This is a genomic window from Exiguobacterium sp. QJM3NY_9 (genome assembly GCF_056173545.1).
This window is the reverse complement of the sequence record NZ_CM149679.1, coordinates 287,695-305,821: the sequence shown is the minus strand read 5'-3', so window position 1 is coordinate 305,821 and position 18,127 is coordinate 287,695. Positions and strand designations below refer to the sequence as shown.

16 protein-coding genes are annotated in these 18,127 nt (G+C 48.4%); 6 read left to right on the top strand and 10 right to left on the bottom strand.

Annotated features, from left to right (window positions below; all coding sequences use genetic code 11):
* Positions 1–281 precede the first annotated feature (281 nt).
* On the bottom strand, positions 282–866 hold the full coding sequence (locus AC0VYQ_RS01645; protein WP_475404077.1) for a DedA family protein: 585 nt from the start codon (positions 864–866) through the stop codon (positions 282–284).
* A 302-nt stretch (positions 867–1,168) separates the two neighbouring features.
* Here AC0VYQ_RS01645 and AC0VYQ_RS01640 point away from each other — a divergent pair, with 302 nt between their 5' ends.
* Positions 1,169–2,380, top strand: a complete 1,212-nt coding sequence (locus tag AC0VYQ_RS01640; protein ID WP_214802859.1) for a dicarboxylate/amino acid:cation symporter — start codon at positions 1,169–1,171, stop codon at positions 2,378–2,380.
* 144 nt (positions 2,381–2,524) lie between these two features.
* A complete protein-coding gene (locus tag AC0VYQ_RS01635) occupies positions 2,525–3,319 on the top strand; it encodes an NUDIX domain-containing protein (protein WP_475404076.1) in 795 nt (264 codons plus the stop codon).
* A gap of 333 nt (positions 3,320–3,652) precedes the next feature.
* Here the strand turns inward: AC0VYQ_RS01635 and AC0VYQ_RS01630 are convergent, their stop codons facing one another.
* Positions 3,653–4,504, bottom strand: coding sequence for a VOC family protein (locus AC0VYQ_RS01630; protein ID WP_475404075.1), 852 nt, complete (start codon positions 4,502–4,504; stop codon positions 3,653–3,655).
* Between the two features lie 119 nt (positions 4,505–4,623).
* Between AC0VYQ_RS01630 and AC0VYQ_RS01625 the strand changes: the two genes are divergently transcribed.
* On the top strand, positions 4,624–4,980 hold the full coding sequence (locus AC0VYQ_RS01625; RefSeq protein WP_475404074.1) for a winged helix-turn-helix transcriptional regulator: 357 nt from the start codon (positions 4,624–4,626) through the stop codon (positions 4,978–4,980).
* A gap of 172 nt (positions 4,981–5,152) precedes the next feature.
* A complete protein-coding gene (locus tag AC0VYQ_RS01620; protein WP_475404073.1) occupies positions 5,153–5,926 on the top strand; it encodes a nucleotidyltransferase domain-containing protein in 774 nt (257 codons plus the stop codon).
* Positions 5,927–6,083: 157 nt separating this feature from the next.
* On the opposite strand, the gene AC0VYQ_RS01615 is transcribed toward AC0VYQ_RS01620, so the two are convergent.
* Both AC0VYQ_RS01615 and AC0VYQ_RS01610 read right to left on the bottom strand, forming a co-directional pair.
* Positions 6,084–7,013: an NADP-dependent oxidoreductase gene (locus AC0VYQ_RS01615; protein ID WP_475404072.1), complete on the bottom strand. Its 930-nt coding sequence runs from the start codon at positions 7,011–7,013 to the stop codon at positions 6,084–6,086.
* A gap of 104 nt (positions 7,014–7,117) precedes the next feature.
* Positions 7,118–8,593 (bottom strand): methyl-accepting chemotaxis protein, encoded by a 1,476-nt coding sequence (locus AC0VYQ_RS01610; protein WP_475404071.1) that lies wholly within the window; start codon positions 8,591–8,593, stop codon positions 7,118–7,120.
* Positions 8,594–8,738: 145 nt separating this feature from the next.
* Here AC0VYQ_RS01610 and crcB (AC0VYQ_RS01605) point away from each other — a divergent pair, with 145 nt between their 5' ends.
* On the top strand, positions 8,739–9,143 hold the full coding sequence (crcB, locus tag AC0VYQ_RS01605) for a fluoride efflux transporter CrcB (RefSeq protein ID WP_475404070.1): 405 nt from the start codon (positions 8,739–8,741) through the stop codon (positions 9,141–9,143).
* Entirely contained in the window at positions 9,140–9,499 is a 360-nt protein-coding gene (crcB, locus tag AC0VYQ_RS01600) for a fluoride efflux transporter CrcB (protein ID WP_475404069.1), read from the top strand. The genes crcB (AC0VYQ_RS01605) and crcB (AC0VYQ_RS01600) overlap by 4 nt, the downstream gene beginning before the upstream one ends.
* Positions 9,500–9,557: 58 nt before the next feature.
* On the opposite strand, the gene AC0VYQ_RS01595 is transcribed toward crcB (AC0VYQ_RS01600), so the two are convergent.
* From AC0VYQ_RS01595 to AC0VYQ_RS01570, 6 genes are all read right to left on the bottom strand, one after another.
* On the bottom strand, positions 9,558–10,412 hold the full coding sequence (locus AC0VYQ_RS01595; RefSeq protein WP_475404068.1) for a DegV family protein: 855 nt from the start codon (positions 10,410–10,412) through the stop codon (positions 9,558–9,560).
* Positions 10,413–10,482: 70 nt separating this feature from the next.
* Positions 10,483–11,511: an aldose epimerase family protein gene (locus tag AC0VYQ_RS01590; protein ID WP_475404067.1), complete on the bottom strand. Its 1,029-nt coding sequence runs from the start codon at positions 11,509–11,511 to the stop codon at positions 10,483–10,485.
* Positions 11,512–11,690: 179 nt separating this feature from the next.
* Positions 11,691–13,385, bottom strand: coding sequence for a LytS/YhcK type 5TM receptor domain-containing protein (locus tag AC0VYQ_RS01585; RefSeq protein ID WP_475404066.1), 1,695 nt, complete (start codon positions 13,383–13,385; stop codon positions 11,691–11,693).
* 609 nt (positions 13,386–13,994) lie between these two features.
* Positions 13,995–15,308, bottom strand: coding sequence for a hemolysin family protein (locus AC0VYQ_RS01580; RefSeq protein WP_088836121.1), 1,314 nt, complete (start codon positions 15,306–15,308; stop codon positions 13,995–13,997).
* A 36-nt stretch (positions 15,309–15,344) separates the two neighbouring features.
* A complete protein-coding gene (locus AC0VYQ_RS01575; RefSeq protein ID WP_088836120.1) occupies positions 15,345–15,743 on the bottom strand; it encodes a MerR family transcriptional regulator in 399 nt (132 codons plus the stop codon).
* Between the two features lie 141 nt (positions 15,744–15,884).
* Positions 15,885–18,020 carry a (Fe-S)-binding protein gene (locus AC0VYQ_RS01570; protein ID WP_029332409.1) on the bottom strand — a complete coding sequence of 712 codons (2,136 nt, stop codon included), beginning with the start codon at positions 18,018–18,020 and terminating at the stop codon, positions 15,885–15,887.
* Between the last annotated feature and the right edge of the window lie 107 nt (positions 18,021–18,127).

Here is an 18,127-nt window from a genome sequence, read left to right as displayed (position 1 = left end):
TCAAAGCGATTCGAGATGGATTGCGCTCTAAACCGTCTGCATGCCCGGATTTCCATCACGGCATTACCTAAAAAGCGTCACATTTCATTGACTCCTACGGGTAAAAGTGCGTTTTCAACGCACTTTTAGAGGCAGGCACCCTGCTCGTTGTCCGTAAGGACTAAGGAGCAACGGCTTGCGCCTCGCCCGAGGAAAGCAACGAAAAAAGACGCTTGATCTCCCGATAGCACGTTGTCTATCGTGTTTTAAGTTATCAGGAGAGTGCTCCCCCGTGTTCTTGTTCACTCAGCGATTGCTTCTTCTTTCTCGAGGCGGTGTCGCCGTCTCGCATGTACGATGGAGGCACCCGCAATGATTAATATGACGGCAAGGATAATAAAGATCATACTCGGATTCGTCATAATCCATTCCCAAAGCTCCGACCATGTCACGGCTTGACCAATCCGAACGATGACAAATGTCCAAAGACCCGTATATAAACCGGCGGCTAAAAACGTCATCCCGAGGTATCGTGGAAGTGGGTATGCAAGCAATCCTGCAACATAATGGATGGGATGACGTACCCCTGGTAAAAAGAACGAGAGCCCGATCGCCCACAAACCACGACGATCTAAAATCTCTTCTGCCCGTGTCAAAAACTTTACTTTCATGAATTTCTTGACGAGTGGAATTTCACGGAAGAAACGGGCGAGTAAATAAAACCACGCGAAGGAAATGAAAAAAATTGGCCACGCAGCGAGCCATATGAGGACCGGATGTACCCCTTCTTTGATTCGTAACGCTGTATATCCCATCATCAAAACATCATCCGATAGCGGAGTAAACATGATTCCTCCGGCCAGGCGGACGAGTGCCATGATATCCATTAGTTCATCACTTCCTTTTTTCTCTATACAGAGAGTATGCCTGATTTTGACGTTTTTGAGTAATCTTTGTTCACAAAGTATTTTGAGTGGAAAACTATTTTACCTTTTAATTTTTTCATAAGTTGATGCAGACACGCACTGTAAAGTGGCTGTACTAAAGCGTTGAAGTATTTATTGCATAAAATCATGCAACCGATTTCTATATTTCGAATAATCAGAATGATTAAAACGCTGTAGTAATGCCATTTTAGATGTGCGAAAATAGCTTCAATTCAGTTAGACAATTTCATTATTAAGAAAGGATGATTGGTTTGAAGTTTAAAATTGGTCTGCTCGGTCGTATTGTCATCGCCATCGCATTTGGAATTATAGTGGGTAGCCTCGTCACCGAACGCTTCGATTGGATTGTCCGTTCTTTCGTCACATTCAATGGGATTTTTGGTCAGTTCTTATCATTCGCTATACCCTTAATCATCCTTGGTTTCATCATTCCGGGTATCGGTGAACTTGGAAAAGGCGCTGGAAAGCTTGTCGGAATCACAGCTCTCATCGCTTATCTCTCGACAGTCGTCGCCGGTTTACTCGCATATGGTACAGCAGTCAACTTGTTCCCGCGCATGCTCAGTGGTTCATTCGCAAACATGGAGAACCCGGAAGAAGCACTTTTAAAAGGCTTCATGGAAGTTGAAATTCCGCCTGTCTTCGGCGTCATGACAGCTCTTGTCATGGCCTTCGTCTTCGGAATCGGAATCGCAGCAACTAGAAGCGAACGTCTGCTTGAACTCTCGATTGATTTCCGTAGTATCATCGAACTGATTATCGGCAAAGTCATCATTCCATTACTCCCGTTCCACATCGCAGGAATTTTCATGAACATGACATATGCCGGTCAAGTCGCAGAAATTCTTTCTGTGTTCGCACTCGTTTTCGTCGTCATCCTCGTTCTTCACTTCGTGATGATTACATTACAATATACGATTGCCGGTATCGCCAATAAACAGAATCCGTTCCGTCTTTTGAAAACAATGATGCCTGCCTACTTCACAGCCATCGGAACACAATCTTCCGCAGCGACAATTCCTGTCACGCTACGGCAGACAAAAGCAAATGACACCGATGAAGAAGTCGCAAACTTCGTTGTTCCGCTTTGTGCGACCATCCACCTTGCGGGTTCGACGATCACGTTGACGTCAATCGTCATCGCGATTCTTTACTTGAACAACATGCCGGTCACGTTCGGTGCGATCTTCCCATTCATTCTCGCCCTCGGTGTGACGATGATTGCAGCACCAGGCGTTCCCGGTGGTGCAGTCATGGCCGCAACCGGCTTGTTCGTTTCCATGCTCGGCTTTGACCAGACAATGGTCAGCCTCGCGATTGCACTCTATATCGCACAAGACAGCTTCGGTACAGCAGCAAACGTCACAGGGGACGGTGCGATCGCGAAAATGGTCCATGCCATCAAACGCCATACATCAATCCTTGATGACAAAAAAGAACGAGATATCGCTTAATCCCAAAAACGGCTTCGCTCTCCGCGAAGTCGTTTTTTTGTTGTGCTCGATTCGTTTGAAAAAGAAGGGAATCCGCTTACTATAAGAGAAGTGTAATAAAGAACCTGAACGTATATCTGCTTGTATGATAGAGGAGGAATTTTCATGTTACATCGCCGGAAGACCTATACGATTCGCCCGGAACGACTACAGGAATTTACCGAGTTCTTTCACACCTATCTCTTTCCCCTACAAATCAGTCACGGTGCCCGTCTCGTCGGTCGCTGGGTGACGGAATCGGAAGATGAAGTCATCGCCATTTGGGAATATCGCGATCGCGAGCACTATGAGCAAGTCGACCGTGATGTCCGCAACAGTGCCTTACGCCGGGAAGCGATGAAGAAACGCGCCCGCCTCGGGAAAAACCTCTACATCAAATCGACGGAAGATTTCATGACGGCGACAGGTGTCTACACACCACCCCGTGCAATCGTCAGCGTCACCGCCTACATCACGAACGATGCTGGTGAAGTCTTGCTTGTCCGCAACCTCCATCGTGGCGACACGTATGAGCTACCGGGCGGACAAGTCGAAAACAATGAATCGATTCTCGATGCCGTCAAACGTGAAGTCAAAGAAGAAACCGGTGTTGACGTCACGATCGACGGCATTACCGGCATCTATCAAAATATATCAAGTCACATCATCTGCGTCGCCTTCCGCGGGACGTACGTCAGCGGTGAATTGCAAGCACAAGAAGGCGAGACGACGGACGTCGGCTTCTTCCCTGTCACGCGTGAGAACGTCGACACCTATATCAAACGTGAGCATTTCCAAATCCGCGCACTCGATGCGATGAATCCCGTTTACCTGCCGCATGCCCTCTATACCGTCCGACCGTATGAACTCGTCAGTCGTTACGATGGCAATGCCCCGTCTGCTTTATCCGGACAAAGTTAACTGACAAAAATGGACCCTCTCCACTGAGAAGGTCCATTCAGCGTGTACATGTGGTATCGAGAAGCAATCCGTTCGCGCTACCCTGTCTGCATGACTAGATTTCTGTCACGATATTACCTGAAAAGCGTCACGTTTCGTTGACTCCTACGGGAAAAAGTGCGTTCTTAACGCACTTTCAGAGGCAGGCAAGACCCTGCTCGTTGTCCGTGAGGATCAAAAAGCAACGGCTTGCGCCTCGCCCGAGGAAAGCAACGAAAACAGACGCTTATCTCCCGATGGCACTTTGTCTATAGCCTGAAATGGACCCTCTCCACTGAGAAGGTCCATTTTTCATTATTTCGTAACCAGTCGTGCCGTAATGCCGGCATCATCCGTGACGTACACCGCGTCTTCCGTCCGTTCTACTTGGTAGAGCGAAGCATCAATCGCAGCAACCGCTTTTTCTAACACGGATGCACTTGGATAAACGAGCGTCCAATAATCCAGTCCGACGACGTCACCCGGTGCCTTTGGCGCGTCCGCTCCTGCCCACAGGTTCATCCCGATGTGGTGATGATAACCACCCGCTGCAACAAATAAGGCTTTCATCCGTGACGCATCGGTCGCCACTTCAAAACCAAGCGTGTCGACATAAAAGGCGCGTCCAGCTTCGAGTGATTTGACATGGAAATGGACATGACCCATGACCGTATCTGCCGGCATTCCGTACCAGTCTTCTTCTCCTGCCTCAACGAGCATGCTTTGCCAATCGACAGGATTCGTCGCCATCTTTATTTCACCATTCGCTTCATAAGTCCACGTCTCCCGTGGACGATCGGCATAGATCTCAATCCCGTTCCCGTCCGGATCGGATAAATAAAACGCTTCACTGACGAGATGGTCGCCTTGACCAAGATCAACGTCATTTGCAATCAAGTTGCGGATGACGAAACCAAGTTCTTTTCGACTTGGCAATAAAATCGCGAAATGATACAGTCCCGCGACTGAATTGGGTGCGAGACGTCGTGCATCTTTCTGTTCCTCCAGCACGACGAGTGGTGTCATTTTCGCACCAAGCGTCGCTGTGTTTCCTGTCTGTTCGAGTACCGTTAGTCCGAGTAGATCACGGTAAAATGAAAGCGATTGTTCAAGGCTCGTAATCCGTAACTTGACAGGACCAAGTGTAATCTCTGAATGAATTGTCATTGTCTGTTTCCTCCTAAAGTAAGTTCATACCTTCATTATCAAGCAGGACAAATTAAAAAGGAAGTAGACACAAAAAAGTGGTATAGTATCTAAAAAGATACTACGAAGGAGGAACATTGATGCAAGAGACACCCGTTTGTCGCGTCAATACCGCGCTTGAGATTATAACAGGAAAGTGGAAGCCGTCAATTTTACTGGTCTTGATGGTCCACGGTACGTTACGCTTTAGTGAATTGAAACGGAATCTGCCGAACATTACGCAAAAAATGTTAACCGCACAACTCCGAGAACTTGAGATGAACGACATCGTACACCGTGAGATTTACCAGGTCGTACCACCACGCGTCGAGTATTCGTTAACAGAATATGGTCGGACACTTATGCCGATTCTCAACGCAATGAATCAATGGGGAAAAGAGCATGCTGTCCATATGGAACAAAAAGAACAGGAACAAAATACAGCTTCTTTACGCTAAGGGTTTGAAACAGCTGATGATTTAAGGGGATGGCTTTCGAGTCAGGCCCTTTTTGTGTTGTTGATTTTTCTCTGCTCACTCACTTTAGGAAATCAGCAAAAATGATAATGGAATAATCTCCCTTATTTCACGTATACTGTAGGAATAGACTGCCTGAAGGAGTGACTTACTTATGCACCAGCTATATGCCATCGAACAACTTACAGATCGGCTCAAACAGGATCCGACCGTTGAAGCGATTTTTTTGAAAGGCTCATTCGGTCGCGGCGAGGAAGATTTTCATTCTGACCTCGACCTCTACTGCCTCGTCGCAGAAGGGACTGTTTCAGAGTTCCTGTCTCGTCGTCTGGCGCACCTTGAAGCGTACCGGCCCGTCATTTGGCACGATGACATTTTCATCGTCGCCCCACAAATGATTGCGGTCTATGATGACTTGTTACATGTCGACCTATTTACCGTCACGACCGCTTCGTTAAATCAAAAAGATGCCATCCGCGTCCTGTATGATCCAAAAAATCAGTTAGCACCGTTTATCGAAGAAACGTCTCTGACCCTGTCGCAGCAGGAATTCGAAGACGAGGCAATCGATGCCGTCTGGTTCTACTTCCAGTATCAAAAAGCCGCAGCGCGCGGCAACGGCTTATGGGCGGTCGAAATGTTACGCAATGCGTTGACGAAGTTCGCAAAAGTCCTGTTGCACCACTATCTGCCGGAGCGGGCGCAGCTCGGACTAAAGACGGTTCCTGACTACTTACCGGACGACCAGCGTGTCCCGTTCGAGGCCGTTTATGACGTCCTCGTCCCGGCGACGTATCAAGAAGCAGGACGTCGCTATGTTGCGTTACTCGAGCAGGAACGCTCTTTTTTGCAGATGACATTACAGAATCAACCGGAGACACTCGTGTTACTCGACCGTCTCCTCCGCTCAGCGTCTGTTTCCCGTTAAAAAGGAACCAGCTTTGTTGCCGAATGTTACACTGCCTGCACACTAAAAACTCCCCTCGGAGATTGAAGGGAGTTTTGTTTGCTGTTCCGGTTATCCTAACGTAAGATGACGTTTAGAAAATGCCCTGACTCAAAGTTCGAGTCAAGACGTTCACACGTCATTTCACTTTAATGACGATTTTACCTTTCGCATGCCCTTCTTCTCCGTAATCATGGGCTTGTTTCGTATCCTCAAGATCAAAGATCCGGTCGACGACGGGTTTCAGTTCACCTTTTTCGACGGCTTCCGCAATTTTTTTCATCCGTTCGCCTGTCGGCTGCATGAAGACATATTCGACGCGTGCCTTCGCCTGTTTTGCTTCCTCTTCGTTCGGAGGCGTTGAAATCGAGACGAGCATTCCATTTTCTTTAAGCATGTTGTACAGTTTGCCCTGTCCGTCTCCCCCCATCGTATCGAAAACGAAATCAAGGTCACGCATGGTTTCTGCCGGATCTTGTTGTTTATAATCGATGACTTCGTCGGCTCCGAGTTCACTGACCCAATCGACGTTCGGGGTGCTCGTTGATGTGACGACATACAAGCCGTGTGCTTTCGCGAGCTGGATTGCGACCGTTCCGACCCCACCTGAACCGGCACCGATGAAAATCCGGTCACCCGGTTTCGCATCCATCACTTCGAACATGACTTGCCATGCCGTATGCGCAACGAGTGGCAATGATGCGGCCTCCTCGAAGCTCAGCGAGGCTGGCTTTTTGACGACGAGATGGGCATCGACCGCGACATACTCGGCATATGTGCCTTGACGGGCAATATCCGGGCGGCTGAAGACTTCATCTCCGACCTTCAAATCGGTCACGTTTGCTCCGACTTCTTTGATGACACCCGATACATCCCAGCCGATGACGAGCGGCATGTCGTAACTGAGCATCTCTTTTAAGTACCCTTCACGCAGTTTCCAGTCAACCGGATTGACACTCGCTGCATGAACTTCAATCAATACGTCATCTGCACCAATCGTCGGTTGCTCAATCTCTCCTACTTTGAACTCATCCGATCCACCATATTGTTCGATATACGCTGCTTTCATCTCATCGTCCTCCTTTAATTTGTTCATTCACCTTTACTATCTTCCCATTCTGCTTGTTCCACAAACGAAAAAGCACACCGCGTGTCGGGCGGTGTGCTTACTCGTTAACCTTCTTTTGTCGTTTCGCGGAGCGTCGATGCCGTCGCGTTCAACGCATGAATCGCGTGCTGTAAGTCACGAATCTGTTCGACTTGCGACCGGGTCAGACCTGATAATTGATCACTGCTCGTCAATAACAAATCCATGAAGGCATCCAGCTGTTCTGTCGCCTCCGTGATATCCGTCAAACTACTCGTAATCGTTGCGAATTGCTGACGGGCGCCACTAATCGCTTGGACCGAATCGGACGAGTCTGCTGCAATCGTCTGCAAGGCTTGCTGACTCCGCTGCATCCGTTCCTCTTGCTCACGGAGTAACGTCGTGCTCGCATTGATCGCACTTCCCGTATTCGTCACGTCACGTTCAACCCGTTCGATGATTTGATTGATTTCTTTTGATGCCTCTGCCGTTTGTGACGACAGGTTGCGAATTTCTTGTGCGACGACGGTGAACCCTTTCCCGAATTCCCCTGCCCGTGCAGCTTCGATTGAAGCATTTAAGCTCAGCAAATTCGTCTGCGTCGCGATTGCGTTGATGCTCGACGTGATCGTCACGATTTCTTGGAATCGTCCTGCGAGCTGACCGAATGATGTCACGGACTCACCCATGCTGATCGTCAATTGTTGGAGTGACTCGCCCGCTTCACTGATTGTCTCTTGACTGTTCTCTGCCGTGAGTTTTGAAGAAGAACTCCGCTCGAGAGCGCGATCGACGGCTAATGTGACGTCAGCAATCGATTGGACGTTACTCTCATTCATTTGCCGAATTTGACGGACGGATGTCGCATTTTTCGCTGAGTTCGCGGCAAGCATCTTCATCGCGTCATCGATTTTTTCGAATGAGGCTTTTGCCGTATCGACTGTTTCACTCATATCTTCCGTGAACGTCGTCACGTCTGTCGCTGTTGCTGCGGATTGGGCAAGCGTCGTCCGAGAGACTTCTGCATACGTTTCCGCTTTTTCCTGTTGACGCTGAACTTCCGTCATGACATTGCGACCGAATACGGCAACAAAGACGGCTGCTGCAAAAATCATCAAGTAAATGACAAGCGCAACGATCAAGTCGAACAGATTCGTAAATTCAACCGTTCCGATGCTTGTAAACATGACAAGTTCGAGCAGACCGAGTACTCCCGCCATCACGACAATCCGGGGAATCAAGTAGACAATCGACATGACGAGATACAGATAGGCAATCGTCCAAATGCTCTGCGTCGGTAAAGTGACGAGGACGAGCGCCAGGACCAAATAGGTCAATGTGATTTGAATGTACTTCCCAATCGGGTGCTGCCCGAAAAACTGATTCCCGGCCAGTAATGCTATCGTCAAGATGATGCCACCGACCAAAAATTGATAAAAAGCTCGCATCGAGACATAATCCATCTGGGCAAAAATGAAAATCAACGGATGGGCGACTGTAATTAACGTTGGGATGAGGCGGGACAATATTTTAGTACTGAGCTGTTCGAGCGGTGACACCATCTGCAAAACTCCTTCTCTCATTCGTATAATCATCTATCGGTTTCAATGCGTGAGAGTTTTAGTAATTTGCCTATTTTACCCACTTGACGCCTTGATTCTGAACAGCGTATGTTGAAAATATGCTATAGGTAGAGGATGGGTGACAATGCTGTATGTTTTAGTCGGCTTCGCCGGTGTACTCGGTGCCTCGGCACGGTACGGTCTTAGTCTAGCAATCGGTCAACTGACGACAGGGACGTTTCCCGCCGCAACGGTCTGTATTAATCTTCTCGGCTGTTTCGTTTTAGGGTATGCAACACATTTTTTATTCCGTACAAATTTACTTCATCAATATGCGATGACGGCGCTCGGAACAGGCTTCATTGGCTCGTTCACGACATTCTCGACGTTTAGCGTCGAAGCGGTCACGTTACTGCGGACCGGTCTATATGGCTTCGCCGTACTTTATGTCCTCCTTAGTCTATTCGGCGGGTTATTTTGTTCGTACCTCGGTTACGCGCTCGGGACGCGCCGGCTCCGGCAGTTCGCCGCAAGGAGGGATAACACATGACGCTTCTCGCACTCGGACTCGGTGCTTTTTTTGGCGCCATCAGTCGTTTTGCACTCAGCCAATGGACGAAGACGTTTTGGACACGCGACTTCCCGCTCGCGACATTCATCGGTAATGTCAGCGGTTCTTTTTTACTCGGTCTCGTCATCGGTCTTCATCTCGATTCGACGTGGACGTTGTTTCTCGGGACGGGATTTCTCGGTTCGTTTACGACCTTTTCGACTTTTAAACTCGAGACGCTCCAACTGCTCCAACATGAAAATAGACGGACACTCGCTCTTTACCTCGGGACAAGTTATGTCCTTGGCATCAGTGCAGCTTTTCTTGGTATCGTCTGTGCCCTCGCAATAAACTAAAAAGCAGGTCTGCCTCGTCCGCTCAGCGGAGAAGGACAGACCTGCTTTATTTTTTCATTTAATCGTTCAACCAGAAAAGGCCGACTGTTTCTGCTCCGGCATGTGTTCCAATCGCTGGACCGAACGTCCCTTCAAGAATCGTCAATTCCGGAAATTTCGCTGCGACACTGCTCCGCAGATCGGCTGCCATGTCTGGCGCAAGCGTCGTCGCGACATAAATCCGATTCTTATAGAATGTCTTCTGACGCATGATATTTTCGATTTGTTTAATCATTTCGATATATGCTTTTTTAAGTGAACGTGCCTTTTTGAACGGAACGATTTTCCCCGCTTCGTCCGTCGTGATGATCGGCTTGATGTTGAGTAAGTTCGCGAGGAATAAATCTCCTGACGAAACCCGTCCACCGCGGCGCATCGTCTCCATGTTCCCGACGATCATATAAAAATGCGTCCGTTTCGATAAGTTCGTCAAGGCTGCTGTAATCTCTTCGACGGTCTTTCCTTGTGCTTCGAGATCCATCCCGTAACGAATGAACTCTTGTTGGTTTTCAAACGCAGTATGCGAATCGATGATATGGACTGGGAAACTTGCCGCTTCTGCAGCTGATGCAGAACTTTGGACCGTACTTGATAATCCATTCGTACAGTGCACAGCAATCGCACAATCATATCCTTCTTCTTTTAGGCGTTCATACGTACCGACGAACTCGCCGAAGATTGGTTGTGATGTCTTTGCGACCAACTTCTTGTCCGCATCAAGTGCGCGGAACAAACGCTCGACAGTGATCGTGTCTTCGTTGTAGGCAGTATCCCCGAGCAAGATTTGAATCGGTACGACATTGACGCCGATTGCGTCTGCCTCTTCCTTTTTGAAATAGGCCATACTATCGGTCACCCATGCTATTTTAGTCATTTTCTTATGCCTCCGTTAGATTCTTCTCGCTTTATCCTACCACATACGAACTTAATATTCGCGAGAAACATCACTGTATTCGGCTAAATTGGAAGGTCGTCCGCTTTTGATACCGATCGCCCGCGCGTAAGACGACGGATGGGAAATCAGGTTGATTGATGGCGTCCGGCAGTCCTTGTGTCTCAAAACAGATGCCAAGGTAAGGCGTCGCGCGACGACCGGCAATCGTAAAGTCTCCCCCTAAATGGTTGCCCGTATAGACGACGACACCCGGTTGTTCTGTCACGACACGTAACGTCCGACCACTGACCGGTTCTTCGAGGACGATTTCGCCCCCCTCTTTCAGAAGGAAGGGATGATCGACTCCGCTTCCGACCTGACGGAGCGCTTCGTCAGGGGCATGCGTCACTTCATATAACGGCCGCGCTTTCCGAAAATCAAAAACGGTCTCATGAACGGATAAAATTTCGCCCGTCGGTAACGCGTCTTGATCGAGCGGGACATAAAATGGTGCATCCATCCGCAAGCGGTGTTGCTCCACTGTCGTCTTCGCGTCTCCTGTTAAATTGAAATACGTATGGTTCGTCGGACTAAACGGTGTTGACGCCGTCGTCGCCGCATCATACGTCAACGTCAATGCATCCTCATCCGTCCACTCGACCGTCAATCGCACATCGAGCTGTCCCGGATATCCATTCTCTCCATCCGGACTGACGAGTGACAAGTGAAGCAAATCGCCTTCAATCTCATAATCAAAAAAGCGATTCGACCAGTTGACACTCCCTCCATGTAAATGATGATCTCCTTCGTTTTGTTCGAGTAGGTAGTTCATCCCTTCGAGCGCAAATGCCCCATTGGCGATTCGTCCCCCGACACGACCAATCGTCGCACCTAAATGATGGGGATCATCTAAATATTGGTCGAGCTCGTCAAATGCGAGAACGACATTCTCAATCTTCCCCTGCTTATCAGGTACACGAATCGCCGTGATTTTACCGCCGAGGTTCAACAGGTCGACACTGTGTCCCAATCGATTCATCAATGTAAAAGCGATGATCGGTCGTTCGCCGGATCGTCCGACTTCTTTTTTTGTAATCATCCGCTTCTTCCTCCTATATCTTATCGTTGCCTGCTTTCATTTTTACCCACCTTCTCCTAAAAAAAAACAATCCTCTTGTTGAAACGCTTCCCCGCCTAAAAAAACCGGACTCGACACCTGTCGAATCCGATTTTCACTTCAAGACGATTCCTGCTGATGCAGTCATATTGAGTTCTGAGTCAACCTTCCTCAACTACTGGTAGCGGCAAGGTTAGCACGACACGCGTTCCTTGGTTGAGACGAGAGTGAATCGTACACGTCGCGGCTTTTCCATACTTGATATCGAGCGTCCGTCGTAGTAAAAACAACGTGCTCGTCTCCGTCAAAGCATCTTCTTCGAGCCGTCGTTTCACATCTGGTCCGATTCCGACGCCGTTATCGCTGACTTCTAAGACAAGATCGTTCTCCTGACGAAAAGCACGTACGTTAATTTGTGAACGACGACCGACTTTCGAAAACGCATGCCGTAACGCATTGTCGACTAACTTCGTTAACAGGAATGGCATGATGAGCGTCTCCTCAATCGCCGTCTCGACATCTAAATCAATCGTGATATCCGCATGGGTCAACTGATTTTGACGTCGCCTTGTCCCTTCGAGAGCGAGATAGGCTTTTAAGGTCGTGATTTCGTCACGAAGTGGATGATCTTCGACCCAGCGTGCTGCCGTCAATAGTTGGAGCAAAGAGCCTAGCTGTTGTTTGACCGGCGTCCCCGGATCAGCCGTCTGATGGATTTCGTCCACGATTCCCCGTAAATAATTCGGATGGAGGAACGGTTTCATTTTAGGGAGCGAGCGTTTTTCGAGTTGCTCTTCTCGATACGTCACGAGCTCACGCGCAAACAGCTGAACGAGTTGTTCCGTCGTCTGTTCAATCGTGTCATCAAACAAATGACTCGGAAAATAACATACGATACCGGCCTTGTCTCCATCCATCTGTAACGGATGAAACGATAGAATTTGGTTTGTCGTCCGGTCTTCGACTTGTAACGGAACCGCTTCTTCAATCCAACGTTGTACATTCGGTTGAAATCTGCCGCCGTACACAGGTGTTTCCCCCGCTTCAATATCGACGAGCACTTTTGCAGGTCCAAGTAAGACGACACGGTCAATTTTAGTTTCTTCCAAAATGGTCGTGCCAATCTGACAGGCGACGTTTGCTGTCATGCCTTCTTTTCGAAGTGGACGGATGACAGCCAACAATCGAGAGGAACGGGCACTTTCGCGAACAAACAATTCCTTTTCGAATCGGAGTTGCGTCCGTAAGATGACGATGAAGACGATAATCCCGATCGTGTTTGCAAACAGCATCGGGAAGACCGCCTGACTCGCAATCACGATGAGTTCCGACGGATCATCTGCGAGCAAGATGGCCAATCCTAAATCAAGGATAACCATACTCATGACGAGAGCGATCGGTTGTAATAATGTATATTTATCTTTCAAGCGCCAGCGACGACTGTAGAGACCACTGAGAGTACCGGCAGCGACGGCGATGAACCATCCTGTCTCTGCTCCCATCGAACCGAGCAAAAAACGATGAAACCCAACAAGGAGACCCGTCAGTCCACCGACGAAGGGACCACCGAGCAGTCCACTCGTGACGATAATCGTTAGACGCGTATCAATCAATAATTGATCATCGGTCACTGCAAGTCCAAGCAACGGATCAATCGTTTGATTCGAGGAGACGGCAACTCCGGCATAGTTCATCAAAATACCCGAGACGACGAACATGCTGAGCAAGGCGAGTCGACGCGAGCGACTCGTCGATGTTTTAAAGACGTGCCGTGACGTTCGCCACTGCGACAATAAAAATGCTAGCAACGCCAGCATACCAAGCCGGCTGAGTAAAAACGGGATTAAGTCTAACACAAGGTTCCTCCCTCTAGTGAACGACACGATGAATTCTCTTTTTAGTAGTATTCAAGCCGACACGACGATTTCCCTACTTCCCGATCCGTTATTCACATACTGATATGATTTCTGAAAAATTGATTCCCGCAGCAACAAAAAAATCCCCTTGGTGATCTCAAGAGGATTTTAGACTGTAGACAAACTCTTATGAAACGCAAAAATGTGATATCGAGAAGTAATCAGTTCGCGCTTCCCTGTCTCGCCTCGTCTTCAAAGCGGCAATCTTCCGCGCCGCTACAGCAAAGCTGCAGGGTCGCGACCGATTGCTTTTCGCTTTAAAAGCGATTCGAGACGGATTGCGCTCTAAACCGTCTGCATGCCCGGCTTTCCGTCACGATGTTACCTAAAAAGCGTCACGTTTCGTTGACTCCTACGGGAAAAAGTGCGTTTTTAACGCACTTTCAGAGGCAGGCAAGACCCTGCTCGTTGGCCGCTAGGATCCAAGGAGCAACGGCTTGCGCCTCGCCCGAGGAAAGCAACGAAAAAAGACACTTTTATCTTCCGATATCACGTTGTCTACACGCTAAAATCCCCTTGATTGGCTCAAGAGGATTTTGCATGTTGTTCTTATTCTGCTTTTTCGAGCGGGTGCAACCACAGTTTGATTTGATTGATTTGATAGTTCTCCATTTCCATCACTTCGACAGAGAACGTCTCTGTATCGATATGTTCGCCTGGCTGCAGATCGATGTTGTGCATCTGAATCCAGCCACCGATCGTATCGACATCTTCATCGTTCGTAAACCGCAGACCGAAACGTTCTTCCAAATCTTCTAGTAAGACCGTTCCTGCGACGAGATATTCGTTGTTCGGCAACTCTTGAATTTCTTCGACTTCATCCGTATCAAATTCGTCACGGATTTCACCGACGATTTCCTCAAGTAAATCTTCCATCGAGACGATTCCCGCCGTACCGCCATATTCGTCTACGACGAGGACGATATGTGAACGGGTTTCTTTCATTTTTCGTAACGTATCCTGAAGCGACGTCGATTCTGAGACGACCGGTAAATCCTTCAAGTAATGTGTGACCGGATATTCATGTCCGTTCGCGAAATCTGTCAAGACTTCTTTGACGTTGATATAGCCAAGAATACGGTCTTTATCATTTTCTTCCGTTACCGGGTAACGGGTAAACGGATTGTCCATGAAAATTTCCATCAGCTCCGCTTTTGAGAGACGCTCTGAGATCGTCGCCATCCGCATCCGCGGGACCATCAAATCTTTGACGACGTGCTCGTCAAAAGCAAAAACATTTTGCATCAAGGCAAGTTCCGTTTGGTTGATTTCACCACTTTGGAAGCTCTGTGCCATGATGATTTTCAACTCATCTTCTGAGTGGGCTTGTTCGTGTCCAGCAGGTTTCACACCGAAAAGTCCAAGGAACAGACGTGCCGATCCATTGAGTAACCAAATGAACGGGTACATGATTTTTCCGAAAATGAACAAGGGACGTGCGAAAATCAAAGTCATTTTTTCCGCATACTGGATGGCAAGCGTTTTTGGCGCAAGCTCCCCGATGACGACGTGTAAAAATGTCACGGAAATGAAGGCGATTCCGAACGATAAGAGTGTCGAGACGGCAGCCGAGACGCCGAATTCGTCAAAGACAGGATGGAGAATCTTTTCGACGGTCGGCTCTCCGAGCGCCCCGAGTCCAAGTGCTGTCACCGTGATCCCAAGCTGACAGGCAGACAAGTAATAATCGAGATCACCGGCGATTTTTTTAGCAAGAATCGCACTCTTATTGCCTTCTTGAATCATTTGGTCGAGACGCGACATCCGAACCTTAACGACCGCAAACTCTGACCCGACGAAAAACGCTGTTAACACAATCAACAACACCACTAAAAATAAATTGATGAAAAGTATAGTATCCAAAATCCCCTAAAAAGGGGTCACCTCCAGTTATTAGTTTTACAGCTGGGCGATCAACGATGCAATCAAGGTGAGGCGACGCGATAACTCAAGACGAATCTCTTGTTTTTCGAACTCTGTCGATTCGAGCAGACGTCGCTCTAACCCTTTGACCGTATCTTGAAGCTGCTGTACTTCTTGATAAATGACATCTCCCGTTTTTTCTTCTCGTTCCGTAAATGAAGCAAGAATCTCTTGTAAGGAAAGCCGCTGTGTCTTTAAATATTCAATCTTTTGGACTTGATGGACGACATCTTCCGGATACAACCGGTAACCTGCCGCCGTTCGTTCTGACGTTAAGAGACCGAGCGACGTGTAATAGTCAATCGTCCGTTTTGATAAGCCGGTGGTCTCCGCGACCTGACCGATTTTAAGTAGCGCCTTCCCAAAGATTCTCACCCCCTTTCACAGCAATTTGTATTTTTATCATAGCATGTCAAAACCGTACAGTACAACGTTGTGCTTGCTTTGAAACGTGTATTCACAAAAAAAAGACCACTCGCCGGTCTTCCGTGACGAAGACGCGCAAGTGGTCTTTACTCATACCGTAGCGATTGATTCTTTCATCGGTGTCCCGACGATTGAACGTTCAAGCAATTCGACGACGTCGTATGTTGCGACGGATTCATCGACTTCTTTTGCTTTCGTTCCATCGCTGAGCATCGTCAGACAGTATGGACAAGCAGAACCGATGACAGATGGTTGCACCGTCAACAGCTGTTCCGTCCGAGCGACGTTGACACGGGCTCCGACTTTTTCTTCTTGCCACATCATCCCGCCGCCTGCACCACAGCACATCCCTTTTTCCCGGTTCCGCTCCGTCTCGACGAGCGTGATCCCTGGAATTTTTTCAAGAATGTAACGGGGAGCGTCGTAGATGTCGTTGTACCGTCCGAGGTAACACGAGTCATGATAGACGACACGTTCTTTCACTTCATGCATCGGCGTGATCCGTTTGTCGTCAATCAAGCGCGCCAGTAACTCCGTATGGTGATAGACTTCGACGTCCGGACTGAGTCCGAAGTCCGGATATTCGTTTTTGAACGTGTTGTAGGCGTGCGGATCAATTGTGACGATTTTTTTGACACCATATTTTTCGAACGATTTGATGTTCGCTTCCGCAAGTTCCTGGAACAAGACTTCGTTTCCGATCCGGCGTGGTGTGTCACCCGAGTTCTTCTCATCATTTCCGAGAATCGCGAACGAGATGTCCGCTTCGTTCAGAATGCGGGCGAATGCCATCGCGATTTTTTGACTGCGGCTGTCATACGAGCCCATCGCACCGACCCAGAAGAGGTACTCGAATTCTTCGCCGGCCTTTTTCTTTTCTTTCGCCGTTGGAACGACGAGTTCTTCGCGCGTTTTGCGCCAGTTTTCGCGTTCTTTCCGGTTCATGCCCCATGGATTCCCTTGACGTTCGATGTTCGCCATCGTCCGTTGCATCTCCGGATCCATTTTTCCTTCCATCATGACGAGATGGCGACGTAAGTCGATGATCTTGTCGACATGTTCATTCATGACCGGGCATTGATCTTCACAGTTACGGCATGTCGTACACGCCCAGATTTCTTCTTCCGTGATGACATTGCCAATCAACGAATCGGGTACGATGTCCATTTGACCGGCTGCAGCAAGGGACGCAATCTGATTCCCTTGTGATCCGTCAAAGGCAAAGGCAGGTGCCCACGGTGATTTTTGTGTGATCGCTGCCGTCTTCATGTTGAGGTGATCCCGCAGCTTGACGATTAAGTCCATCGGCGACAGCATCTTCCCTGTTCCGCTCGCTGGGCACATATTCGTACAGCGTCCACATTCGACGCAGGCATACAGATCGACCAATTGCTTTTGGTTGAAGTCTTCAATTTTATTGACCCCGAAACTAAATTCGGCATCATCATCTTCCGCTTCTTCCATGACAGACAAGTCGATCGGTGCAAGGCGGCCGACTTTTGACGTCCGACCGAGCCAGACATTGGCCGTACCGGCGATTAAGTGGGCATGTTTGCCTTGCGGGATGTAGACCATGAAGCTGAGTAAGAACAGTAAATGGGCCCACCAGAAGAAGACGAACAGTCCGAATGCGACCTGTTCCGGTACCCAGCTGAACAAGAAGGCGATGGCAGACGCAACCGGTTCACCGAGTGTCGAATGATTTTCATAGACGAGGAAAAATCCGTTGCCGAATAAAACTGCGACCATCAATCCACCGATAAAGATTAAGGCGAGTCCTGCCATGAAGTTTCGTTTTAAGCGCACCAGTTTCTCGACATAGCGACGGTAGAATCCCCAAACGACCGCAACCAAGATGACGAGCATGACGATTTCCTGGAAGAACGTAAAGATTGGATAAAGTGGACCGAGTGGAATGTGTGGAAAACGTTGTCCGACTGCGAGTCCCTTCCAAATGAAATCAATCGCTCCGAACTGGACGAGTAAGAATCCGTAGAACATCATGACGTGAATCGTCCCACTCTTTTTATCCTTAAGTAATTTCTTTTGTCCAAAGACGTTCACGAGTACCGAATTGAACCGTTCTTTATTCGTTATATCCCATTCCGCCTTTTTCCCCCGACGAATCGCTTCGTAACGGCTCTTGACGAGCGTCACGAATAGATAACCTGCATACCCGACGATGAGCAGGAAGGCAATCCAGTTAATCAGTAAAAATGTCCCCATGAAACAAGCCCCTTTCCCCCTAAAGCAGTTGTATTGAAATGAGTATAGCACATAATGAATGAATATTCATTCATTATTTTGATATTTTTTGGAATAACAAAACATTG